Below are 21,804 nucleotides of genomic sequence, written 5' to 3'. Positions count from 1 at the left end.
AACGTCTGTGCCAGTTGGACCAAATGGACAAACCGTGCGCAATACCCGGATGGAAGCCGCGTGACCGCCCGTCGGCGCGCGGAAAATTGGTGCGCCGGGCCTTACAGTGGTGCGCCGCACCGGGTACGGCCCGTGCAACGCCCGCAGGGCACGCCGGTGCCCGCACCGGCCCGATGGACCGCCAACCGACCACCGCCGACATGCCCAAGACCCCGAGCCTGGCCGCTGCCGGCACCGCCGCGAAACGGCCGCGCCCGGCCACCGCCCCGGCCGCCGCCAAGCCTGCGCGCAAGACGACCCGCACGCCCGCACCGCAAGCCGCGCCGGCACCCCGCAGCACCTCCGCCGCCACCGTCCGCCGCCGCGCCCGCCAGATCGAGGACAAGCGCGCCGCCATCCTGGGCGCTGCGCTGGGCCTGTTCTCGCGCTTCGGCCTGCACGGCACCAGCGTCGACCAGGTCGCCGCGCGGGCCGATGTCTCCAAGAGCAACCTGCTCTACTACTTCGCCAACAAGGAAGAGCTGTACGTCTCGGTGCTGCGCAACCTGCTGGCGGTGTGGCTGGAGCCGCTGCGCGGCTTCAGCGCCGAGCAGGACCCGCGCGCCGCGATCGGCGACTACATCCGCCGCAAGCTCGCCGTCTCGCGCGACAGCCCCGACGCGTCGCGCCTCTTCTGCCTGGAGATGGTGCAGGGCGCTCCGCTGCTGCGCGACGAGCTGGGCCGCGAGCTGCGCGACCTGGTCGAGCGCAAGTCGGAGGTGATCCGCGCCTGGGTGGCCGACGGCCGGCTGGCCCCCGTGGAGCCGCACCACCTGATCTTCGCGCTGTGGGCCACCACCCAGCACTACGCCGATTTCGGGGTGCAGGTGCAGGCGCTCACCGGCCGCACGCTGGACGATCCGGAGTTCTTCGAGGCCGCGGTGCAGAACGTGCAGCGCATCGTGCTCGACGGCATCGCCCGTGCGCCGGGCGCCACGGCCGACTGAAGCCCGATTTGCTATCGAAACCATAGCTGTTGGCCGGCGTGCGACGCCGGCCAGGGCTGCTTTTCTTTCTGATATTGGCAGGCACGACGGGCGCGCCGTCGCGGCGCCCGTCGCCCCGCGCGGGCCCGATTGTTGGCCGGGGGGAAACAGACTGGTGCCGCCCGCCGTCTTGGTCCGGCGCGGCCCCGCGGCCACACTCGGCTGCCCCGCCACCCGCGCCGGGCCCGCGGGCCGTGGCGCACGCTCTCCAGGACGCTCCTCCCATGACCCACGCACCCAGCGCCCATCCCTGCGCCGACCCCTGCCTGTCGCCCGACGCCTTCGCCCCGCCCGCCGCCGCCCCGGGCCGCGCCGCCTGGCTCGCGGTCGGCTCGATCGCCGTCGGCACCTTCGCCACCGTCTCGACCGAGTTCATGCCGATCGGCCTGCTGACCGACATCGCCGCCGGCCTGGACGTCTCGGCCGGCACCGCCGGATTGATGATCACCGTGCCCGGCGTGCTGGCCGCCTTCGCCGGGCCGACGCTGATCGTCGCCTCGGGCAAGCTCGACCGGCGCACGGTGCTGATCGCGCTGTCGGTGCTGCTGATCGCCTCCAACGTGCTGGCGGCCTTCGCGCCCAACTTCGGCACGATGCTGGTCGCGCGGCTGCTGCTGGGCCTGTGCGTCGGCGGCTTCTGGACCTTCGCGCCGGCGGCGGCCACGCAGCTGGTGCCGGCCGCTTCGAAGGCGCGGGCCATGTCGCTGGTGCTGGCGGGGGTCTCGGCGGCCACGGTGCTGGGCGTGCCGGCCGGTGCGTACCTGGGGGCGCTCGCCGGCTGGCGGGCGGCCTTCGCCGTCACCGGCGCGCTGGCCACCGCGGTGCTGCTTGTGCAGCTGTGGCTGCTGCCCGCGCTGCCGCCGGCCCGCGCCATCCGGCCGCGCGACCTGCTCACGCCGCTCACCCGCCGCATGGCGCAGGTCGGGCTGCTGGCGGTGCTGTTCTTCATCGCCGGCCACTTCGCCGCCTACACCTACCTGAAGCCGCTGCTGCAGCAGGTCTTCGGCCTGCCGCCCTCGGCGGTGGCCACGCTGCTGCTGGTCTACGGCGCGGTCGGCTTCGTCGGCACCTTCGTCGGCGGCAGCCTGGTCGCGCGCAGCGTGCGCGGTACCACCCTGCTGGCCGCGCTGATGCTGGCCGCGGCGCTGCTGCTGTCCACCGTGGCCGGCACCGGCATGGTGGCGGGCACCGCGGTGGTCGTCGTCTGGGGCCTGGCCTTCGGCCTGATCCCGGTGGCGCTCACCGGCTGGATGATGGAGGCGGTGCCCGACGCCCCCGAGGCCGGCCAGGCCCTGCTGGTCAGCGGCTTCCAGGTGGCGATCGCGCTGGGCTCGCTGGTCGGCGGCGTGGTGGTCGACGGCTACGGCATCTCGCGCACGATGCTGGTCAGCGGCGCGCTGGTGCTGGCGGCCGCGGCGATCGTGTTCGCCTACGGGCGGATGGTGGCGACGCGGCGGGTGCCGGTGGCCTGAGGGGCGTGGAGGGCCCGGGTCATGGATGGAATCGGGCTCTGGCCGGCGTGCGGCGCCGGCCTGTAGCTATCAAAATAATAGCAATGGATCCGGCGGCAGCCGGGTGCCCGGCGCGACACCCGTGCCGTGCCGCTCAGTGCGCCGCCGCGATCTCGTGGTAGCGCCGGTCGAAGTAGACCAGCCCGTGCGCCGCGTCGCCCACCGCGATGGCCAGCACTTCGCAGAACAGCACGTCGTGGGTGCCGACGCTGGTCCGGCTGCTCACCCGGCAGTCGAACGAGACGGCGGCCGCGTCCAGCATCGGCGCACCGGTGGCGGCGCGGGTCCAGCGTGCGGCGGCGAAGCGCTCGTCCATCGGGGTCTTGCCGCCGAAGAGGTTGGAGATGCCCTGGTGCCCGGCCGCGAGCGCATTGACGCACAGCACGCCGTTGGCCTGGAACGCCGGGTACACCGAGGCGCTGCGGTTGAGGCAGACCAGCAGCGTCGGCGGGGTGTCGGTCACGCTGCAGACCGCCGATGCGGTGAAGCCGGCGCGCCCGCCCGGGCCGTCGGTGGTGATGATGTTGACCGCCGCGCCCAGGCGGGCCATCGCGTTGCGGTAGTCGCCCTGGGTGAGGCCGGCTGCGGTACCGGCCGGAAGCCCGGCGGTGGGCGCCGCGCTGCGGGCGGCGAGGGTGGCGGTGGGGGCGGTCTGCATGGGCCAGGCTCCGGCAAGAAGAGGTGTACGGGCCGCGGTCAGGCCGCGACCGGGGTGGCGGCCACGGTCCGCGCCAGGAACGCGAGCACGCAGTCGTTGAACGGCCCGGGCGCGGTCACGCTGTGGGCATGGCCGCCATGCGGCACCAGGTCGAGCGTGGCGCGCGGCAGGCCTTCGGCCAGGCGGCGCGACATGGTCCAGGGCACCAGGGTGTCGTCCATCGCGGCCATCACCAGTGTGGGCGCGGAGATGTCGGACAGGCGCGCATCGACGTCGAAGGCGCGCAGCGCCGCGATGCGGGTGCGCATCGCAGCCTCGCCGGGGAAATGCGCGAAGGCGTGGTCGACCTCGGCCTGCACCGTCTCGGCGTTCGCGGCGCACCAGGCGGCGGGATACAGGAAGATCGGCTGCGCTTCCACATAGGCCCGCGGGCCGAGCGCGCCCAGCAGCGCCAGCCGCGCATCGAAGCAGCGCGCCGAATGCGGGTTGGGCCGCGACCAGGCGTTGACCAGCACCAGGCTGGCGACGCGCTGCGGCGCATCCAGCGCCAGCTGCAGCCCCACCAGCCCGCCCAGCGCATGGCCCACCAGGTGGCAGCGCGCGGTGCCGGTGGCGTCCAGCACCTCGGCCACGTCCGTGGCCATGTGGGCGATGGAATAGCCGGCCGGCAGCGCGCCGGGGCTGCGGCCGGTGCCGCGCTGGTCGTAGGCCACCACCCGGTAGCCGGCGGCGGCCAGGGCGGGGATCTGCGGCTTCCAGAACGCGGCCGAGCCGCCCAGGCCGGACGACAGCAGCACCGTCTCGGCCGCATCCGACGGGCCGTGCACCTCGTGGTAGAGCGTCATGAAAATCCTTGTACGAAATGCGGTGTGGAGCGACGCGTGTTTTCGCCGGAAGCACCGCGGAGCCGGCTTTGCCGGGCCGCGGGTGCTGCCCCCGTGAAGGGGCGGGCGGAGACACGCAGTGCGCAGCCTGGGGGTCAGCGGCCGATATGCGCGATCGAGGCGATCTCGACCAGCGCGTCCGGCTTCACCAGCCCGCACTGGATGCAGTAGCGCGCCGGCTTCTCGCCGGGGAAGAACTCGGCGTACACCGCGTTGATCTTCGGGTAGTCGGCCCAGTCGCGCAGGAATACGTGGTTGAAGGTCACGTCGTCCATCGTGCCGCCGGCGGCCTCGACCACGCCCTGGATCGTGGTGAGCACATGGCGGGTCTGGGCGGTGGCGTCGCCCACGTGCACCACGTTGTTGTCCTTGTCGAAGGGCAGGGTGCCCGAGACGTAGACGATGCCGTCGGCGAGGGTGCCGGGCACGTAGGGGGCGAGGGGCTTGCCGGTGCCGGGCGGGATGATGGCTGTCTTGGGCATTGAAGGCTCCGAGTGAACCCCCCAGGCTCCCCGCTGCGCGGTCCGCCTTCCCCCTTTTGCTGCGCAAGGGGGGAGGCGCCAGCGGCCGGGCAAAGCCCGTTCCGCGGCGCCCTGGTCAGGCGGGGCGTGCCAGGTCGAATGAGGGTGGGTTGAAAAAGCGTGGAAGGGTGAATCAGGGGGAGACGGTGTCGACGAACGCGTCCACGGTGGACACCCATCCGAAGAAGGTCTCCACGTTGTAGACCGCGGCGGCCTGGATGGCGGGGCCGCCCAGTTCGTGGGTGGCGTCCTCCAGCATCACGCTGAAGTACTCCAGGTGGAAGGCGTCGCGCAGCGTCGATTCGACGCACACGTTGGTGGCGATGCCGGTGAACACCAAGTTGCGGATGCCGCGGGCGCGCAGGGTGCTGTCGAGCGCGCTGTTGAAGAAGCCGCTGTAGCGCGGCTTGGGCACCACGATGTCGCCCGGCTGCGGCGCGATCGCGTCGACCATCTGGTAGTCCCAGCCGCCCTTGGCCAGGAAGCGGCCCTGCAGTTCGGGCTTTTTGCGCATCGTCTTCAGCGCGTTCGACTTGTGCCAGTTGGGCGAGCCGGGGCCGCCGGCCTCGACATACTGCGCGTCCCAGCCGTTCTGCAGGAAGACGACCAGCACGCCGGCCGCGCGGGCCGCCACCACGGCGCGGGCCACGTTGCCGATCACGCCCTGCGCGCCGGAGATGTCGAAGCCGGCGGTATCGACGTAGCCGCCCACCGAGGCATAGGCGTTCTGCATGTCGACCACCACCAGCGCGGTCTGCGCGGCGTGGAAGGCCAGCGGCTCGGGCCGGGCCGGCAGCACATGGGCGCCGCTGCCGGGGCGCAGCGCGTCGGGCGCGCCGGCGGGGCTGGAGGAGGTGAGGGTGGCGTTGGTCTTGGGGGTGGTCATGCGGGTGCCTTTACGCGGCCAGCGCCTGGGTGGCGGCCACCTGCGAGGGCACCGGGCTGTCGGCCTCGGTGCGGCTGGCCATCAGCGGCTGGATGCGCTCGCCGAAGGCCTTCACGCCCTCGACGAAGTGGTCGAAGGTCAGCAGCACGCCTTCGGTGCCGGGCACCTCGGCCATCTCGTCGAGCATGCGGGCCACGCTGGCGTAGGAGCCGACCAGGGTGCCCATGTTGATGTTGACGGCGGAGGTCGGGTCGGCCATCTGGCGCACGTTGGTGTCGGCGCCCGACTTGGTGTCGGCCGCGCCCTGCTGGCCCAGCCAGGCGATCGCCTCCTGGTCGGCGCCGGCCTTGTAGTGCTCCCACTTGGCGCGGGCGGCCTCGTCGGTCTCGTCGGCGATCACCATCACCAGCACGTAGGTGGTGACGTGGCGGCCGGTCCTGGCGGTGGCCTCGATCAGCTTCTCGGCCGCGGGGGCGAAGGCCTTCGGCGTGTTGACGCCCTTGCCGAAGCAGAAGTTGTAGTCGGCGTACTTCGCCGAGAAGTCCATGCCCGCGCCGCTGGAGCCGGCGCAGATGATCTTCATGTCGGCCTGCGGCAGCGGGCTGACGCGGCAGTCCTCCATCGTGAAATGCTGGCCCTGCAGATCGCACCTGCCGGTGCCCCACAGGTCGCGCAGCACCTGGGCGTATTCGGCCAGGTACTCGTAGCGCGAGCCGAAGAATTCGTCGCCCGGCCACATGCCCATCTGCGAATACTCGGGCTTCTGCCAGCCGGTCACCAGGTTGACGCCGAAGCGGCCGCCCGAGATGCTGTCGATGGTGGCCGCCATGCGCGCCACGACGGCCGGCGGCATCACCAGCGAGGCGGCGGTGGCGAAGAGCTTGATCCTGGTGGTGACCGCGGCCAGGCCGGCCATCAGGGTGAAGGATTCGAGGTTGTGGTCCCAGAACTCGGTCTTCCCGCCGAAGCCGCGCAGCTTGATCATCGACAGCACGAAGTCCAGCCCGTAGTGCTCCGCCGTCTGCGTGACTTCCTTGTTGAGCGCGAAGGTGGGCTTGTACTGCGGAGCGTTCTCCGACAGCAGCCAGCCGTTGTTGCCGATGGGGATGAAGATGCCGACTTTCATGGTGATGCGCCCGCGGGGTGGAGATGCCACTGCCTTGCATGCGCTGTGCCAGGTTCGAGAAGTCTTTCTGAATCAAGGGCTTGCGGCCGTTTGGCCGATTTGTTTTGACCAAATGGTCCAAACTGGTTCGTTCGGACGGTGGCGGCGCCACCCATTCGGTGCGGGATGTGCGGTGGCGGTGCATCCGGTCCGACCGGCAACCCGTCCTGCGACAATGCGCGTCGGGCGCGACCCCCTCGCTTGCCGAGGCGCCGGCCCCGGCGGTCGCTGCCCGGCAGCCGATTCGCTCCCGTGCATGCCTTCACCCGGCGGCTCTCGCGCGAAGCCGCCTGCGCCGATACCTCCCTCGTCCATGGTCCTCGATCCCCTCACCCTGCTGGTCCTCACCACGGCCATGGCCGCCGCGTCGGCGCTGTATCTGGTCATGGAATGGAGCAGCGTGCGCGAACGCTCGCTGCTGCTGTGGAGCACCGGGTTCGCGATCATCGCGGTGGGCAGCACGCTGGCCCTGCTGCGGTCCCGTGGCTACGTGCTGTTCGGCATCTGGTTTCCCAACGGCCTGCTGATCGCGGCGCACTGGCTGTTCCTGGTCGGCGTCGCCCGATTCACGCACGCCCGGCTCTCGCACGCCTGGTGGCTGCTGGTCGTCGTCTGGCTGGCGATGCTGTCGCTGCCCGAGGGGCCCTGGTGGTCCAAGGTGATGCTCGGCATCCAGTCGCTGCTCATCTCGGCCGTCACCTTGCGCGCCGCCCTGCTGCTGCGCCCGCAGGGCGGCGCGCTGAGCGTGGGCGCGGCGCAGCTGCGCTCGGTCCTGCTGGCGCACGGCCTGTTCTACCTCGCCAAGGGCGGGTCGGCCCTGGCGCTGGACGCCTTCGTGAACCTGGCCAATTTCCGCGGCGCGGTGATCCTGGTCTCGCTGGTGGAAGGCGCCATGGCGATCATGTTGCTCGCGATGTCGATGATCGGCACGGAGCGCCATCGCCGCGAGGAACATATCGCGCAGATCGCCGCCCGCGATCCGCTCACCTCGCTGGACAACCGCCGCGCGCTCTACCTGCGCGCACCGGAGCTGCTGCAGCAGGCCTCCGTCGCCAGTCCCGGCGCCCTGCTGCTGATCGACATCGACCACTTCAAGCAGGTCAACGACCTGCACGGCCACGATGCCGGCGACCGCCTGCTGGTGACGCTGAGCGACCTCGTCCGCGCCGCGGTGCCCCGGGGAGCGCTGGCCGCGCGGCTGGGCGGGGACGAGTTCGTGATCATGCTGCGCAGCACCTCCGCCGCGGCCGCGCAGGCGCTGGGCCAGGACCTGCGCGAGGCGTTCGCGCAGCAGGCGCGGGCGCTGTACGCGACGCCGGATCCCGTGTCCCTGAGCATCGGCGCGACCCTGTTCGACCAGCCCGGAACGGAGCTGTCGCACTGGCTCAAGCGGGCCGACGAGGCCCTCTACGCATCGAAGCGCAAGGGACGGAACCGAATGGAGCTCGTCCCGTAGCAGCAGGGCAGCCGCACGGCCGATCGCGAGTCGCGCAAGTCCGTCGTGGTCGCGCGATCAGTACCGCGGCAGATCGATCCCGTCGGAGTCGCGAGCGAAGCTGTTGCCGACCATCTTGCGGACGAGCGGCGTACTGGCGATGCGCATGGCGGTACGCATGACGGCCAGGCCCGCTTCCGAGTGCGGCCACAGAAGCCGCGGGAGCAGCTTCGGCACGTTCTGGCCCTCTTCCGCGAAAGGGCGCATCAGCTTCTCGTATGCGGCAAAAGCCGTCACCGGATCGGACACCTTGCTCAGTTCGCCGGCGAGCACATAGCCGCCCACGATGGCGAGCGTGGTGCCGATGCCGGACAGCGAAGTCGGGCACCAGGCGGCGTCGCCGGTCAGCACGACGCGGCCATCGGACCACCGGTCCATGCGGACCTGGCGCAGGACATCGAAATAGAAGTCGTCGACGCCTTGCAGCTCTTGCAGGATGCGAGGGAATTCCCATCCGTCGTGGGCGAATTGCTCGGCGATGTAGCGCCGCTGCCGGTCGACGTCCCATTCATGCTCACCCTCCGGCGGCTTCTGAATCCCCATGTAGACGCCCACCTTGCCATCGCGCGAGGGCTTGAGCGTGGCTCCGCGGCCGTCGACGGTGTTGTACTGGCGGGCGTAGGCACTGTCCCCCGGCTGGCTCGGGATGCTGAAGTAGGCGATGGTCATGTCCATCCACCGCGGGCGGTTCTCGCCGGGAAATAGCAGTTCCCGGGTATGGGAGCCGACACCCTCGGCCACGACCACGGCGTCGTAGCGTTCGCAGCGGCCACTGGCGAACCGGACGTCGGCACCGTCGCCGTCCTGCCGGACATCGGCGATGCTGTCTCCGAAACGGAAGTTCGCGCGTGCGGCCACCGCGTCGTAGATGATCCGGGCGATGTCTCCCCGCCGGATCTCCATCTCGGCGGTCGGTCCCCGATCCGCGCCCGAGTCGCCGGCCTCGAATCGGGCGATGACGCTGTCGTCTTCCGCAACCCAGTCGGTGCCGAGCTCCCGCGTGCTGCGCGCGAAGGCGGCGTCTTCCAGGCCCATGCGGCGCAGCACCTCGCGCGCCGCGCCGCGCACGTCGACATTCTGTCCGCCGTCGCGAAAGGAGGATGCCCTCTCGACGACGTCCACTGAAAAACCGTGCCGGGCCAGCCACCAGGCCGCAGTGGTTCCGGCCACGCTGGCGCCGGTCACCAGAATTCGACGAGACATGGTGCAACTCCTTAAAATTGCATCATGCATGATATTTAAGATGCGGTCGAGTTTTCCAGGTTGGAGATCATCCGGGTGAGCAGCCGAACCACCGCTGCGGCTTCCTTCTCGGAGAACCCCGTCGTACCCACCGCATTGACCTCGAGCAGGATCTCGCGGCCGATGCCGGCAGCCGCCTCGCCCGCGGCGGTGAGGTGGACCGTCGATGCGCGCTTGTCGGCAGGCGTGACCTCGCGCACGATGAGGCCCGACGACTCGAGCTTGTCGAGAAGGGCGACCATGGCGGGTTGCTTGACGGCCGAGAACTGCACCAGATCCTTCTGGAGCATCGACCCTTTCCAGGACAGCAGAAGGAGCGGACCGATCAGGGCCAGCGTCAGGCCATGGTCGCGCAGCTTCGCATCCACCAGCCGATTGAACACGCGTGCGGCGTGGTTCGCCAGGTAGCCCGGTGCGACCGCAGCCTGAGGATGAATGCTTGGATGCATGGGCCGAGCATAGAGCGTGCCGCGGTCGACGAAGGGGCTGCGAGCCGTGTCGCCCGCGCGGTGCGCGAACTACATCGCGAAGATCTTTCCCGGGTTCATGATGTTCTTCGGGTCCAGCGCGCGCTTCAGGGTGCGCATCATGTCCACCGCGCCGGCGCCGGCCTCGTCCACCAGGAAACCCATCTTGTGCAGCCCGATGCCGTGCTCGCCGGTGCAGGTGCCTTCCAGCCGCAGGGCACGCTCGACCAGGGTGTGGTTCAGCCGCTCGGCCGTCGCGCGTTCCTCCACGCTGTCGGGGTCGATCAGGTAGCCGAAATGGAAGTTGCCGTCGCCCACGTGGCCCACCAGGAAGTACGGGATGCCGCTCGCATCGGCCTCGGTGATCGAGTCGAGCAGGCAGTCGGCGAGGCGCGAGATCGGCACGCAGGTGTCGGTGGAGATGGCGCGGCAGCCGGGCCGCGACTGGATCGCGGCGAAGTAGGCGTTGTGCCGGGCCGTCCAGAGCCGGGTGCGCTCTTCGGGCGTGCTGGCCCATTCGAAGGCGTTGCCGCCGAACTCGGCCGCGATCTCCTGCACCGTCTCGGCTTGCTCCTTCACGCTGGCGGGCGAGCCGTGGAACTCCATCAGCAGCATCGGCTCTTCGCGCAGCGTGGTGCGCGAATGGGCGTTGACCATGCGCACCGTGTTGGCGTCGATCAGCTCGACCCGGGCGATCGGCACGCCGATCTGGATCGTCTGGATGGTGGTGCGCACCGCGGCCTCGATGCTCGGGAACGAGCAGACCGCGGCCGACACCGCCTCGGGCAGCGGGTACAGGCGCAGCGTGACCTCGGTGATGACGCCCAGCGTGCCTTCGCTGCCGACGAAGAGCCGCGTCAGGTCGTAGCCCGCGGCCGACTTGCGGGCGCGGGTGCCGGTGCGGATCGCCTCGCCCTGGGCGGTGACCACCTCCAGCGCCAGCACGTTCTCGCGCATGGTGCCGTAGCGCACCGCGTTGGTCCCGCTGGCGCGGGTGGCGGCCATGCCGCCGATGGAGGCGTCGGCCCCGGGGTCGATCGGAAAGAACAGGCCGGTGTCCTTGATCTGCTCGTTGAGCTGCTTGCGGCTGATGCCCGGCTGCACGGTGACGGTGAGGTCTTCAGCATCGAGCCGCAGCACCCGGTTCATCCGCGACACGTCGACGCTGATGCCGCCCTGCACCGCCAGCAGATGACCTTCGAGCGACGATCCGCTGCCGAAGGCGATCACCGGCACCGCATGCGCGTCGGCGATGCGCAGGGCATCGGCCACGTCCTGCGTGCTTTCAGCGAACACGACGGCCGCAGGCGGCGGGGCGATGAAGGACGATTCGTCGCGGCCATGCTGCTCGCGCACCGCCGCGGCGAAGGAGCATTGGGCGCCGAAGCGGGTCGACAGGGCGTCGAGCATGGCGGGCGGCACGTCGCGCAGGGCCAGCGCGGGCAGGAGCTGGGACGACGACAGCGGGGCATTCATGGGGCAGGTCTCCGGTTCTGGATGGCAGCCCCCGATTCTGCGCCGCACGGCAGAAGGGGACAGCGGCGCAACCCCTATCCCCTGCATCTCGTTGCCGTATGCGCGACCCGCGCCTGCAGGCCGGCTCTGTAGCCGAAGCGGCCGCCTAGACGTGGGCCAGCGCGACGAAGCGCTGCGTCGCCAGCAGGCCGGCCGGCATCCAGTGGCGCGACGGGGCCATCTCCGCCACCAGCAGGCGGGCGAGCGTCTGGCTGTCGGGCGCCTGGGCCATCTGGACCTGCAGCGCGTCGACGTCCACGTCCAGCATCGATTCGGGCGACGGCGCGGCCGCGGCGCTCGCATTGCGGGCACTGTCGAGCCGCTGCTGCGCACGGAAGCTGCGGGGGCGTCGCAGCGGCGTCGTCCCTTCGGGAGCGACCGGTGCGGCAGAGGGGGGCACCAGCGCTGCGCCGTCGGCGCTGGCGTCGCCGCGCAGCCAGTCCTGGATCACCTGCAGTTCGTAGGTGCTGAACACGCCGAACATCTCGGCATGGTCGCCGTCGAGCAGGCGCCAGAAGCGGCTCTCCTGCGGCGGGGCGTTGCGCACGATCCAGCCGCTCTGCTCCAGCGCCTGCAGGAAGCCCGGAATCTGCGACGGCTCCGACAGCCAGTCGTTCACGCTGCGGCCCGCCACGCGGCAGTAGTCCGAATGCGCGCCGTGGCCGGCCACGCTCTTGCGCTGGAAGATGCGCTCTACCTCGTCCTGGATGTCGAAGCCGCCGATCACGCTGTTGGTGCTGGCACCCAGCTCGTTGAGCCGGAAGCCGTTGCGCACCCGCTGCCAGAAGGCGTCGGGGTCGCCCACCCGCGGCATCGCGGCCTGCACTGCCTGCACCGCGCGCAGGGCGTGGCCGGTGTCGGCGTTGTCGACGGTGACATGCAGCGTGAAGTAGTACGGGTCGATACCCAGCTCGTTCAGTTCGTACGCGGTGATCGGCAGGTGCAGCGGCAACTGTTCGTAGCCCAGGTTGAAGCCGATCACCTCGGGCAGCAGCGCATCGGTATGGGCCGCCAACGCGAGCTGGATCGCACCTTGGGTGTAGTGGTCGTCCGGCAGGTCCTGCCAGTGCTCCAGGCCGTGGGTGGCCAGCAACTGGCGGAACAGCAGCACGTGGTTGCGGTCGGCCCGGCCATCGCCGAGTTCTTCGATGTAGGTGCGCACTAGGTCGGCATAGCGCGGGTTCTGCCAGTGGCGCAGCACGCCGTAGAGCCAGGCGCCGTCGACCATCTTGGTAGGCGCCACGCCGCGCAGGAACGCGAGGGCGTGCGAGCGGTTTTGGAAGAAGCGTCGCGGTGCGCCGGCCTTTCGTTCGGCCAGGTACTCCTGGTAGCGCGCGCCGACCGACGCGGTGCTGGATTCCATCCAGGCGGCCAGGCCGTCGATGCTGTCGGGCAGGGCGCATTCGACCCGCGACGCATCCACCAGCCGGGCATCGAGCCAGGCACGCGACGCGGCCAGGGCCTGTGCGTCCTCCGGGTGGTTCCAGAGGGATTCGTAGTGGGCGCGGTCGGTCCGGGCGGCCGGGTCGTTGGCGGGTGCCTGGCCTGCGCCGGCCTGCCAGGGCGCAGCGCCGTTCGCATGCAGGGCGGGATGCGCGGCGGACGCGGTTTCGGCAGGGTGGGAGAGTGCAAGCATGTGGACCTCGGGGGCGCCCCGGGGGCGCAGATGTGCGGGATTCGTCAACGAAATGCGACTCTCGTGGCCGGGGCACCACCGCTCTATCGGTCCGGGGCCGGTACCCCCGTGGGAAGTCTCCTACGGCTGGGAAAATGCCCAGTAGTCCATGCCATCCATGCGCCGCATCGGCCAAAAAAAAAGCGCCCCGCAGGGCGCTCGTCGCATCGTCGCAGGCCGCACGTTCCGTGCAGCCTCGGGGCTCAGGCCGCCAGCAAGGGCCGGCCCGCCATCGGCACCGCGGGTGCGGCGCTGGCGCCGCGGCGCAGCGGATCCTGGCCTGCGGTCTGCAGGCGCATCGCCTGCACCGCGCCGTCTTCCAGGCGGAACTGCCGCACCACCTCGGCCAGCCGTGCCGCCTGCTCGCGCAGGGATTCGGCGGCGGCGGCCGACTCTTCCACCAGGGCCGCGTTCTGCTGCGTCATGTGGTCGATGTCGGTGACCGACTGGCTGACCTCGCCGATGCCGGCCGACTGCTCGGCCGCGGCCGCGGTGATCTCGCTGATCACGTCGCTCACCCGCTGCACGCTGCCGACGATCTCCTTCATCGCCGAGCCGGCTTCTTCCACCAGGCGCACGCCGCCGTCGACCGCCGACACGCTGTTCTTGATCAGGCCCTTGATCTCGCTGGCCGCCTCGGCCGAGCGCTGGGCCAGGCCCCGCACTTCCGACGCCACCACCGCGAAGCCGCGGCCCTGCTCGCCGGCGCGGGCGGCCTCCACCGCCGCATTCAGCGCCAGGATGTTGGTCTGGAAGGCGATCGAGTCGATCAGGCCGATGATGTCGTTGATCTTGCGGCTGGAAGAGGCGATCTCCTGCATGCTGGCGACGGCCTGCTGCACCACGCTGCCGCCGCGGGTGGCGGCGGTCGATGCGGTCGAGGCCAGCTGGTTGGCCAGCTGCGCGGACGACGCGGTCTGCTGCACGTTGCCGCTGAGCTCGGAGATCGAGGACACGGTCTGCTGCACGTTGCCGGCGGTCTGCTCGGTACGGCCCGACAGGTCCTGGTTGCCGGTGGCGATCTCCTGGCTGGCGGTGGCGATGTTCTCGCTGGAGTCGCGCACCTGCGCCACCATCGCGCCCAGGCCCTGCTGCATGCCGGCCAGCGCGCGCTGCAGGTCGGCCAGTTCGTCCTTGCCCTCGACGGCCATGTGCTGCGACAGGTCGCCGCCGGCGATCGCCTCGGCCGAGCGGCGGGCCACTTCGAGCGGGCCGCAGATCGAGCGCATGTTGAGCACCGTCAGCGGCACCACGGTGAGCACCATCAGGGCGACGATGCCGGCGAAGAGCATCAGCGTCTGCTGGGCCACCTGGCGCTGCTCGGCCAGCGCGTTGTCGAGCTGCTGGCGCTGGCCGGCCTCGAGGGCGGCCAGCTGCTTCTCGGCAGCGTCGTACTCGGCCACCGCGCGGGTGCTCATCCGGCTGGCGGTGGTGGCGGATTCGTAGCCGCTGCTCTCCAGCTGGTTGGCCACGCCGGTGAACATCTGGCGGTAGGCGCCCAGCTTCTGCAGCAGGCCGTTCATCAGCGCGGCGTCCTCGGCGCTGCGGCCTTCGATGAAGGCCTTGCCGACCTTCTCGGCGCGGTCCTGCGCCTCGATCCACTTGGCGCGCTGGGCCTTCACCGCCTCGGCACGCTCGTACTGGATGATCATTTCCTTCTCGGTGATCCGCACCGCCGCCATCGCGCTGCGCAGCTCGGCCATCTGCTCGGTGGCGCGGGCCGCGGCGCCCATGGTCGTCTCGCCCATCTGCTGGATGCGCAGCATCCCGATGGCCCCGGCCCCGCCCAGCAGGCACAGCAGGACGAGCACGACGCCGATGGCGCCATACATGCGAAACCGGATGGTGTACCGGCGCAGCGAAAGAAAACCCATGTTCGACACTCCCTGGAAACGGCTGGCTCCCCCGGCGCGACCGCTCGTGCGATCGACCGCGATATCTTCAAAGACGCCGCAGAGGCGTGGGGATATGTAAAAGGCGTGAAGAGTTTGCCAGCGCTCAGGTGTTTTCGACCGGATGTTGTCCGACTGAATCCCGATTTCGTGAAAATCGCCACGCAGGCGCCTAGGGCTTACCCTCGGTTTCGGCCGTACGGGCCGGCGTCCAGCGGCGCAGCAGCAGCGCGTTGGCCAGCACGCTGACCGAACTGAGCGCCATCGCAGCGCCCGCCACCACCGGGCTCAGCAGGCCGAAGGCCGCCAGCGGGATGCCGGCCAGGTTGTAGACGAAGGCCCAGAACAGGTTCTGCCGGATCTTCGCCACCGTGCGCCGGGCGATGTCGAGCGCCGCGCCCACCAGCGCAGGGTCGGGCCGCATCAGGGTGATGCCGGCGGCCTGCATCGCCACGTCGGTGCCGCTCCCGATGGCGATGCCCACGTCGGCCGCGGCCAGCGCCGGCGCGTCGTTGATGCCGTCGCCGACCATCGCCACCTTGCGGCCTTCCTGCTGCAGCGCGCGCACCGCCTCGGCCTTGCCTGCGGGCAGCACCTCGGCCTGCACCTCGTCGGCGGCCAGGCCCAGGCGCGCGGCCATCGCCAGGGCGGCGTCGCGGTTGTCGCCCGACAGCAGCACCAGCCGCACCGGCCGCGCCCGCAGGACCTGCAGTGCGGCGCGCGCACCGGGCCGCGGCGCATCGCCGAAGGCCAGCAGGCCCAGCAGCCGGGGCGCGGCCCGGCCGGGCAGGCGCTCGGCCAGGGCCGAGACGGTGTGGCCCCCGGCCTGCAGCGCGGCGGCGCGGCGGGCGAGGGCGGCGGCCGGCGCGTCGTCGGCCGCGCGGGCATCGGTGGCGGGCCGCATCGCGCCTTCCGCCTCCATCCAGCGCAGGCTGCCCAGCAGCAACGGCCGGCCTTCGACCGTGCCCTCGGTGCCGCGGCCCGGCACCGCGCGGGCGCCGTCCAGCGCCGGCAGCGCTAGGCCCTGCGCCTCGGCGGCGGCCACCACCGCGCGGGCCAGCGGATGCTCGCTGCCCGCCTGCAGGCCGGCCGCCAGGCGCAGCAGTTCGGAGCCTTCCATCGCCGGTGTGTCGGCGGCCGCGGCGGCCGCCTCCAGCGCCACGAGCTTCGGCCGGCCGACGGTGAGGGTGCCGGTCTTGTCGAAGACGACGGTATCGACCTTCTGCGCCCGCTCCAGCGCCTCGGCGTCGCGGATCAGGATGCCGTGGCGGGCCGCCACGCCGGTGCCGGCCATCAGCGCGGCGGGCGTGGCCAGGCCCAGCGCGCAGGGGCAGGCGATCACCAGCACCGCCACCGCATGCACCAGCGCCACCTCGATGCCGTGGCCGGCCAGCCACCAGCCGGCCACCGTCAGCACCGCGATGGCCAGCACCACCGGCACGAACACCGCGGCCACCCGGTCGACGGTGCGCTGGATCGGCGCCTTGGCCGCCTGCGCGTCCTCCACCAGCCGGATGATCCGGGCCAGCACCGATTCGGCGCCGGTCGCCGAGACCTGCATCACCAGCCGGCCGTCGCCGTTGACCGCGCCGCCGGTGAGGGTGTCGCCGGGCGCCTTGTCCACCGGCAGCGGCTCGCCGGTCAGCATCGATTCGTCGGCCTGCGAGCGGCCCTCCAGCACCCGGCCGTCGGCCGGGATGCGCTCGCCGGGGCGCACCGCCAGCCGGTCGCCGGCCAGCAGCTCGGCCACCGGCAGGTCGACCTCGCGGGCGCCGCGCAGCACATGGGCGGTGACGGGCCGCAGCGCCTGCAGCGCCCGGATCGCGGCGGTGGTCTGGCGCTTGGCACGGGCCTCCAGCCACTTGCCGAGCAGTACCAGGGTGATGACCACCGCCGAGGCTTCGAAATACAGGTGCGGCATCTCGCCCGGCGCGGCCCGCCACCACAGCCAGAGCGACAGGCCGAACGCGGCCGAGGTGCCCAGCGCCACCAGCAGGTCCATGTTGCCGGCGCCCGCCCGCACCGCATGCCAGCCGGCCCGGTAGAAGCGGGCCCCCAGCCAGAACTGCACCGGTGCCGCCAGCAGCAGCTGCACCCAGGCCGGCAGCATCCAGTGACCGTCCAGCGCGCCGGCCGCCATCGGCAGCACCAGCGGCGCCGACAGCGCGATACCCGCGGCCACCGGCCCGAAGCCGGCCCACGGCGACCCGTCGGCGGCGGCGGCCGCCTCGGCCGCTTCGGCGGTGCGCGGCTCGTAGCCCGCGTCCCGCACCGCGCGGCGCAGCCGCGCCTGCCAGTCGGCCGCGTCCACGTCCGCACCCTCCGGCCCACCGGTGACGCGGGCGGATTCGGTCGCAAGGTTCACCGCCGCGTCCTGCACGCCCGGCACCGCCTTCAACGCCTTTTCCACCCGCGCGACGCAGGAGGCACAGCTCATTCCACCGATCGCGAGATCGACCGGCAGCACGGTGACGGGGGAGGAAGAGACGGGAGGGACGGTGGTGCGCATGCCGCAAGGCTAAGGCTTGCCACCGTGGCAAGGTCAAGCGGCCCGGACCCTGCAACCTTTATTGATAATGCAATATCGTTTAAGCTGGCGACCTGTCCATTTCTTCGGAGCGTCCCCATGCAGGTCCTGTCGTCCCTCAAGGAAGCCAAGCAGCGCCACCGCGACTGCCAGGTGGTCACGCGGCGGGGCCGCACCTACGTGATCTGCAAGTCCAACCCCCGGTTCAAGGCGCGCCAGGGCGGCGCCAAGAACCGCCACAAGCGCTGACCGGTGCGCACCGCCACCCCCCGGCGCACGGCCGACAGGCGCCTTCCGGTCACGGTACTGTCGGGCTTTCTCGGCGCCGGCAAGACCACGCTGCTCAACCACATCCTGCACAACCGCGAGGGGCGGCGGGTGGCGGTGATCGTCAACGATATGTCCGAGGTCAACATCGACGCGGCCATGGTGCGCCAGGGCGGCGCCGAGCTGTCCCCCACCGACGAGCGGCTGGTCGAGATGAGCAACGGCTGCATCTGCTGCACCTTGCGCGAAGACCTGCTGCTGGAGGTGGGCCGCCTGGCCGCCGAGGGCCGGTTCGACCAGCTGGTGATCGAATCGACCGGCATCTCCGAGCCGCTGCCGGTGGCCGAGACCTTCACCTTCCTCGGCGAGGACGGCCGCAGCCTGGGCGACGTCGCCCGGCTCGACACCATGGTCACCGTGGTCGACGCCTGCAACTTCCTGCGCGACTACGGCTCGCGCGACAGCCTGCAGTCGCGCGGCCAGTCGATGGGCGACGAGGACGGCCGCACCGTGGTCGACCTGCTGGTCGAGCAGATCGAGTTCTGCGACGTGCTGGTGCTCAACAAGGTGGACCTGGTGACGCCCGCCGAGCGCGACCGTCTGGTGGAAGTGCTCCATGCGCTCAACCCGCGGGCGCGGGTGCAGCTGGCCGCCTTCGGCCAGGTGGCGCTGGCCGGCGTCCTCGACACCGGCCTGTTCGACTTCGAGGAGGCGGCCCGCGCGCCCGGCTGGCTGCGCGAGCTGCGCGGCCAGCACCTGCCCGAGACCACCGCCTACGGCATCGCCAGCTTCGTCTACCGGGCGCGCCGGCCGTTCCACCCGCAGCGCTTCTTCGCGCTGGTGGAAAGCGAATGGCCGGGCGTGGTGCGATCCAAGGGCTTCTTCTGGCTGGCCAGCCGGCCGACGTTCGCCGGCAACTGGTCGCAGGCCGGCAGCGTCTGCCGGCACGGGCCCGCAGGCCTGTGGTGGGCCGCCGTGCCCGATGCCGAATGGCCGCAGGATCCGCAGTCGCAGGCCCTGATCCGCGAACACTGGCAGGACGGCGTGGGCGATGCGCGCCAGGAACTGGTGCTGATCGGCATCGAGATGGACGAGCCCGCCTTGCGCCGCCGGCTCGATGCCTGCCTGCTGACCGACGCCGAGATGGCCCGGGGCCCGCGCGCTTGGCTGGCGTATGACGATCCGTTTCCGATCTGGGAAGGCGCCGGATGATCCCGGCCGATTTCGCGCAGTGGCGCCACTGCATCGTGGCCGAGTGCGGCATCCCGCTCACGCCGGCCTTCGTGGCCGCGCGCCTGGCTGTGTGGCAGGACATCCGGGCCGAAGAGACGGTGCGCTTTCGCCGGCTCTACGGCGATACGCACTGGCAGCGGGTGGTCGGCTGGTTCGAGCAGGCACGGGCGCAGCTGGCCTGAAGCCGCAGGCCGTTCAAAATACCGCGCTGACCCGCGGCCGCACCAGATGCTTCCGCCCCGGCCGTCCGCCATCTCGAGCTCGATGCCCCCATGCCGCTGTCACTTTCCTGCGCGCAGCGCCTGCTGCGCATGTCCCTTCCCGCCGCCCTGCTGCTGGCCCTGCCCGCGCCCTGGGCCCAGGCGCCGGCGCAGCATGCGCATGAGCATGGCCGCGCCCGGCTCGATCTGGCGGTCGAGGGCGACACCCTCACGCTGGCGCTGGAGTCCCCGCTGGACAGTCTGGTGGGTTTCGAGCGCGCGCCGCGCACCGAGGCCGAGCGCCAGCGCGTGGCGCAGATGGTGGCGCGGCTGCGTGCGGCCGATGCGCTGTTCGCCGTGGACCCGGCCGCCGGATGCACCCTGGCCGAGGTGCAGCTGGAATCCGCTGCGCTGGGCCTGGGCGCGGCGACCGCAGCGGCGCAGCAGGACCGGAACGCCGGCGCGGCCGCGCATGCCGATCTCGACGCCACCCTCCGCTTCCAGTGCCGGCAGGCCGACCGCGCCCGCTTCGTCGATATAGGGCTGTTCGCGGCTTTTCCCGGGCTGCGCGCGGTGGAAGTGCAGGCCGCCACGCCGCAGGGCCAGTTCAGGCGCACGCTCACGCCGCGTGCGCCGCGGCTCGGCTGGGGGCGCTGAGGCGATGGCGCCGGCCCTGCTGGAACTCTCGGACGTGCGTTTCGCCTGGCCGCGCAGCGCGCAGGACTGCCTGGACATCCCGTCGCTGGTGGTGGCCGCGGGCGAGACGCTCTTCCTGCACGGCCCCAGCGGCTGCGGCAAGAGCACCCTGCTGTCGCTGATGGCCGGCGTGCTGCTGCCGCAGGCCGGCACGGTGCGGCTGCAGGGCCGGGACTGGCGCGCGCTGGGCGCGGCCCGGCGCGACCGCCACCGGGTCGACCACCTCGGGCTGATCTTCCAGCAGTTCAACCTGCTGCCCTACCTGAGCGTGCTCGACAACGTGCTGCTGCCCTGCCGCTTCTCCGCCGCCCGTACGGCCGCGGCCACCGCGCGCGCCGGCTCGGCCACGGCCGACGCGCAGGCCTGGCTGGAGGGCATGGGGCTGCCGCAGGCGCTCTGGGGACGGCCGGCCCGCAGCCTGTCGGTCGGCCAGCAGCAACGGGTGGCGGCGGCCCGCGCGCTGGTGGGCCCGCCGGCCCTGGTCATCGCCGACGAGCCCACCAGCGCGCTCGACGAAGACCTGCGCAACGCTTTCCTCGACCGGCTGCTGGCCGCATGCGCCGCGGCCGGCAGCGCCCTGGTCTTCGTGAGCCACGACCGGCGCATCGCGCAGCGCTTCGGCCGCACGGTGGCGCTGCCCGAGCTCAACCGCGCGGCCGGAGGCGGCGCATGAGAGCCGGCTTCCTGCTGGCGCTCGCCGCGCGCAGCGCCTGGAACCGCCGCTTCACGCTGGGCCTGGTGGCGGCCTCGATCGCGCTCTCTACCTTCATGCTGCTGGGCGTGGAGCGGATCCGCACCGACCTGCGCGACAGCTTCACCTCGGCCATCTCGGGCACCGACCTGGTGGTGGGCGCGCGCACCGGGCCGGTCCAGCTGCTGCTCTATGCCGTGTTCCACATCGGCTCGGCCACCAACAACATCCGCTGGAGCAGCGTCGAGGCCCTGCAGCGGCAGCCGCGCGTGGCCTGGGTGGTGCCGCTGTCGCTGGGCGATTCGCACCACGGATTCCCGGTGCTGGCGACCACGCCGGCCTACTTCACCCACATGCGCTACGGCGAGCGCCAGCCGCTGCGGCTGGCCGAGGGCACGCCCTTCTCCGACCTGTTCGACGCGGTGGTCGGGGCCGAGGTGGCCGAGCGGCTGGGCTACCGCACGGGCCAGCGCATCGTGCTGGCCCACGGCAGCGGCGAGCTCGACGGCGCCGAGCATGCCGACAAGCCCTTCACCGTCGTCGGCGTGCTGGCCCGCACCGGCACGCCGGTCGACCGCACGGTGCACATCGGCCTGGAGGCGATGGAGGCGCTGCACCTCGACTGGATGGGTGGCCTGCCGCCGTCGGCGGCGCGGGCCGCGGCGGCGCCCGATGTCCGCGGCCGCGACCTGCGGCCCCGCGCCGTCACCGCGGCGCTGGTGGGGCTCGACAACCGTGCAGCCGTCTTTTCGGTGCAGCGCCGCGTCAACACCTTCGCCGACGAGCCGCTGATGGCGGTGCTGCCCGGCGTGGCGCTCGACGAACTGTGGGAGGTGGTGGGCGCGGGCGAGCGCGGCCTGCTGCTGATGTCGGGCCTGGTGGCCGCGGTGAGCATGGCCGGCCTGGTGGCGGTGGTGCTGGCCGGCCTGCAGGAGCGCCGGCGCGAACTGGCGGTGCTGCGCGCCGTCGGCGCCACGCCGGCGCATTTGGTGGCGCTGCTGGCGGTCGAGGGCATGCTGGTCACGGGAGCCGGCATCCTGGCGGGCGCGGGCCTGCTGCTGGCCGCGGCGGTGGCGCTGGCGCCCTGGCTGCAGTCGGCCTACGGCCTGTCGCTGCAGTGGCGGCAGCCCACCGCCCTGCAGGCCTGGCTGGCGGGCGGCCTGCTCGCCGCGGGCATGCTGGCGGGCCTGCTGCCCGGCTGGCGCGCCTACCGGCTGTCGCTGGCAGACGGGTTGTCGCCGCGGCACTAGGAGG

At 71.8% G+C, this 21,804-nt stretch carries 19 protein-coding genes and 1 pseudogene; 9 read left to right on the top strand and 11 right to left on the bottom strand.

Annotated elements, in window-relative coordinates:
- Window positions 1-200 precede the first annotated feature (200 nt).
- Both rutR and ASE76_RS05605 read left to right on the top strand, forming a co-directional pair.
- Window positions 201-986 (top strand): HTH-type transcriptional regulator RutR, encoded by a 786-nt coding sequence (gene rutR / locus ASE76_RS05610; RefSeq protein ID WP_055836241.1) that lies wholly within the window; start codon window positions 201-203, stop codon window positions 984-986.
- Window positions 987-1,249: 263 nt separating this feature from the next.
- The gene (locus tag ASE76_RS05605) at window positions 1,250-2,497 is read left to right on the top strand and encodes an MFS transporter (RefSeq protein WP_082448038.1); all 1,248 of its coding nucleotides are present in this window, start codon (window positions 1,250-1,252) and stop codon (window positions 2,495-2,497) included.
- Window positions 2,498-2,630: 133 nt separating this feature from the next.
- Here the strand turns inward: ASE76_RS05605 and rutF are convergent, their stop codons facing one another.
- The 5 genes from rutF to rutA form a co-directional block, all read right to left on the bottom strand.
- On the bottom strand, window positions 2,631-3,194 hold the full coding sequence (rutF, locus tag ASE76_RS05600) for an NADH-dependent FMN reductase RutF (RefSeq protein ID WP_055836040.1): 564 nt from the start codon (window positions 3,192-3,194) through the stop codon (window positions 2,631-2,633).
- A 38-nt stretch (window positions 3,195-3,232) separates the two neighbouring features.
- A complete protein-coding gene (gene rutD / locus ASE76_RS05595; protein WP_055836037.1) occupies window positions 3,233-4,039 on the bottom strand; it encodes a pyrimidine utilization protein D in 807 nt (268 codons plus the stop codon).
- Between the two features lie 134 nt (window positions 4,040-4,173).
- Entirely contained in the window at window positions 4,174-4,560 is a 387-nt protein-coding gene (gene rutC, locus ASE76_RS05590; RefSeq protein ID WP_055836035.1) for a pyrimidine utilization protein C, read from the bottom strand.
- 172 nt (window positions 4,561-4,732) lie between these two features.
- On the bottom strand, window positions 4,733-5,485 hold the full coding sequence (gene rutB / locus ASE76_RS05585) for a pyrimidine utilization protein B (RefSeq protein ID WP_082448036.1): 753 nt from the start codon (window positions 5,483-5,485) through the stop codon (window positions 4,733-4,735).
- Between the two features lie 10 nt (window positions 5,486-5,495).
- Entirely contained in the window at window positions 5,496-6,611 is a 1,116-nt protein-coding gene (rutA, locus tag ASE76_RS05580) for a pyrimidine utilization protein A (RefSeq protein ID WP_055836033.1), read from the bottom strand.
- A 352-nt stretch (window positions 6,612-6,963) separates the two neighbouring features.
- Between rutA and ASE76_RS05575 the strand changes: the two are divergent.
- Window positions 6,964-8,103, top strand: a pseudogene (locus ASE76_RS05575) (GGDEF domain-containing protein); the annotation flags it as partial.
- 60 nt (window positions 8,104-8,163) lie between these two features.
- Here ASE76_RS05575 and ASE76_RS05570 read toward each other — a convergent pair.
- The 6 genes from ASE76_RS05570 to ASE76_RS05545 form a co-directional block, all read right to left on the bottom strand.
- Window positions 8,164-9,348, bottom strand: a complete 1,185-nt coding sequence (locus ASE76_RS05570; RefSeq protein ID WP_055836027.1) for an FAD-dependent monooxygenase — start codon at window positions 9,346-9,348, stop codon at window positions 8,164-8,166.
- Window positions 9,349-9,383: 35 nt separating this feature from the next.
- Complete coding sequence (locus ASE76_RS05565; RefSeq protein WP_055836025.1) at window positions 9,384-9,836, bottom strand: MarR family winged helix-turn-helix transcriptional regulator; 453 nt, start codon at window positions 9,834-9,836, stop codon at window positions 9,384-9,386.
- Window positions 9,837-9,905: 69 nt separating this feature from the next.
- Window positions 9,906-11,330 carry an FAD-binding oxidoreductase gene (locus ASE76_RS05560; protein ID WP_055836022.1) on the bottom strand — a complete coding sequence of 475 codons (1,425 nt, stop codon included), beginning with the start codon at window positions 11,328-11,330 and terminating at the stop codon, window positions 9,906-9,908.
- Between the two features lie 145 nt (window positions 11,331-11,475).
- Window positions 11,476-13,005 (bottom strand): iron-containing redox enzyme family protein, encoded by a 1,530-nt coding sequence (locus ASE76_RS05555; protein WP_082448035.1) that lies wholly within the window; start codon window positions 13,003-13,005, stop codon window positions 11,476-11,478.
- A gap of 242 nt (window positions 13,006-13,247) precedes the next feature.
- Window positions 13,248-14,918, bottom strand: coding sequence for a methyl-accepting chemotaxis protein (locus tag ASE76_RS05550; RefSeq protein WP_055836019.1), 1,671 nt, complete (start codon window positions 14,916-14,918; stop codon window positions 13,248-13,250).
- Window positions 14,919-15,108: 190 nt separating this feature from the next.
- Window positions 15,109-17,445 carry a cation-translocating P-type ATPase gene (locus ASE76_RS05545; protein WP_055836018.1) on the bottom strand — a complete coding sequence of 779 codons (2,337 nt, stop codon included), beginning with the start codon at window positions 17,443-17,445 and terminating at the stop codon, window positions 15,109-15,111.
- Between the two features lie 117 nt (window positions 17,446-17,562).
- On the opposite strand from ASE76_RS05545, the gene ykgO reads away from it, so the two are divergent.
- The 6 genes from ykgO to ASE76_RS05515 all read left to right on the top strand — a co-directional run bounded on the left by ykgO (window position 17,563) and on the right by ASE76_RS05515 (window position 21,800).
- On the top strand, window positions 17,563-17,712 hold the full coding sequence (gene ykgO / locus ASE76_RS05540) for a type B 50S ribosomal protein L36 (RefSeq protein ID WP_055836016.1): 150 nt from the start codon (window positions 17,563-17,565) through the stop codon (window positions 17,710-17,712).
- Between the two features lie 3 nt (window positions 17,713-17,715).
- Window positions 17,716-18,942 (top strand): zinc metallochaperone GTPase ZigA, encoded by a 1,227-nt coding sequence (zigA, locus tag ASE76_RS05535; RefSeq protein WP_055836013.1) that lies wholly within the window; start codon window positions 17,716-17,718, stop codon window positions 18,940-18,942.
- Window positions 18,939-19,145 carry a hypothetical protein gene (locus ASE76_RS05530; protein ID WP_055836008.1) on the top strand — a complete coding sequence of 69 codons (207 nt, stop codon included), beginning with the start codon at window positions 18,939-18,941 and terminating at the stop codon, window positions 19,143-19,145. The genes zigA and ASE76_RS05530 overlap by 4 nt, the downstream gene beginning before the upstream one ends.
- A 90-nt stretch (window positions 19,146-19,235) precedes the next feature.
- Complete coding sequence (locus ASE76_RS05525; protein WP_236698346.1) at window positions 19,236-19,820, top strand: DUF2796 domain-containing protein; 585 nt, start codon at window positions 19,236-19,238, stop codon at window positions 19,818-19,820.
- Window positions 19,821-19,824: 4 nt separating this feature from the next.
- Window positions 19,825-20,532, top strand: a complete 708-nt coding sequence (locus ASE76_RS05520) for an ATP-binding cassette domain-containing protein (protein ID WP_055836005.1) — start codon at window positions 19,825-19,827, stop codon at window positions 20,530-20,532.
- Window positions 20,529-21,800 (top strand): ABC transporter permease, encoded by a 1,272-nt coding sequence (locus ASE76_RS05515; RefSeq protein WP_055836003.1) that lies wholly within the window; start codon window positions 20,529-20,531, stop codon window positions 21,798-21,800. Before ASE76_RS05520 ends, ASE76_RS05515 begins: the two co-directional genes overlap by 4 nt.
- Window positions 21,801-21,804: the final 4 nt, after the last annotated feature.

Source organism: Xylophilus sp. Leaf220 (assembly GCF_001421705.1).
Taxonomy (GTDB): domain Bacteria; phylum Pseudomonadota; class Gammaproteobacteria; order Burkholderiales; family Burkholderiaceae_C; genus Xylophilus.
Note: the sequence above shows the minus strand (reverse complement) of the source record. Positions and strands in the feature narration are given on the sequence as shown.

Excerpts from the sequence above, each read along its gene's own strand:
- rutC (WP_055836035.1), bottom strand. The coding sequence starts at position 4,560 with ATGCCCAAGACAGCCATCATCCCGCCCGGCACCGGCAAGCCCCTCGCC.
- ASE76_RS05555 (WP_082448035.1), bottom strand. The coding sequence starts at position 13,005 with ATGCTTGCACTCTCCCACCCTGCCGAAACCGCGTCCGCCGCGCATCCC.
- ASE76_RS05525 (WP_236698346.1), top strand. The coding sequence starts at position 19,236 with ATGCCGCTGTCACTTTCCTGCGCGCAGCGCCTGCTGCGCATGTCCCTT.
- ykgO (WP_055836016.1), top strand. The coding sequence starts at position 17,563 with ATGCAGGTCCTGTCGTCCCTCAAGGAAGCCAAGCAGCGCCACCGCGAC.
- rutA (WP_055836033.1), bottom strand. The coding sequence starts at position 6,611 with ATGAAAGTCGGCATCTTCATCCCCATCGGCAACAACGGCTGGCTGCTG.
- rutF (WP_055836040.1), bottom strand. The coding sequence starts at position 3,194 with ATGCAGACCGCCCCCACCGCCACCCTCGCCGCCCGCAGCGCGGCGCCC.
- ASE76_RS05605 (WP_082448038.1), top strand. The coding sequence starts at position 1,250 with ATGACCCACGCACCCAGCGCCCATCCCTGCGCCGACCCCTGCCTGTCG.
- ASE76_RS05550 (WP_055836019.1), bottom strand. The coding sequence starts at position 14,918 with ATGGGTTTTCTTTCGCTGCGCCGGTACACCATCCGGTTTCGCATGTAT.
- rutD (WP_055836037.1), bottom strand. The coding sequence starts at position 4,039 with ATGACGCTCTACCACGAGGTGCACGGCCCGTCGGATGCGGCCGAGACG.
- rutR (WP_055836241.1), top strand. The coding sequence starts at position 201 with ATGCCCAAGACCCCGAGCCTGGCCGCTGCCGGCACCGCCGCGAAACGG.
- ASE76_RS05515 (WP_055836003.1), top strand. The coding sequence starts at position 20,529 with ATGAGAGCCGGCTTCCTGCTGGCGCTCGCCGCGCGCAGCGCCTGGAAC.
- ASE76_RS05570 (WP_055836027.1), bottom strand. The coding sequence starts at position 9,348 with ATGTCTCGTCGAATTCTGGTGACCGGCGCCAGCGTGGCCGGAACCACT.
- rutB (WP_082448036.1), bottom strand. The coding sequence starts at position 5,485 with ATGACCACCCCCAAGACCAACGCCACCCTCACCTCCTCCAGCCCCGCC.
- ASE76_RS05560 (WP_055836022.1), bottom strand. The coding sequence starts at position 11,330 with ATGAATGCCCCGCTGTCGTCGTCCCAGCTCCTGCCCGCGCTGGCCCTG.
- ASE76_RS05520 (WP_055836005.1), top strand. The coding sequence starts at position 19,825 with ATGGCGCCGGCCCTGCTGGAACTCTCGGACGTGCGTTTCGCCTGGCCG.
- ASE76_RS05545 (WP_055836018.1), bottom strand. The coding sequence starts at position 17,445 with ATGCGCACCACCGTCCCTCCCGTCTCTTCCTCCCCCGTCACCGTGCTG.
- ASE76_RS05565 (WP_055836025.1), bottom strand. The coding sequence starts at position 9,836 with ATGCATCCAAGCATTCATCCTCAGGCTGCGGTCGCACCGGGCTACCTG.
- ASE76_RS05530 (WP_055836008.1), top strand. The coding sequence starts at position 18,939 with ATGATCCCGGCCGATTTCGCGCAGTGGCGCCACTGCATCGTGGCCGAG.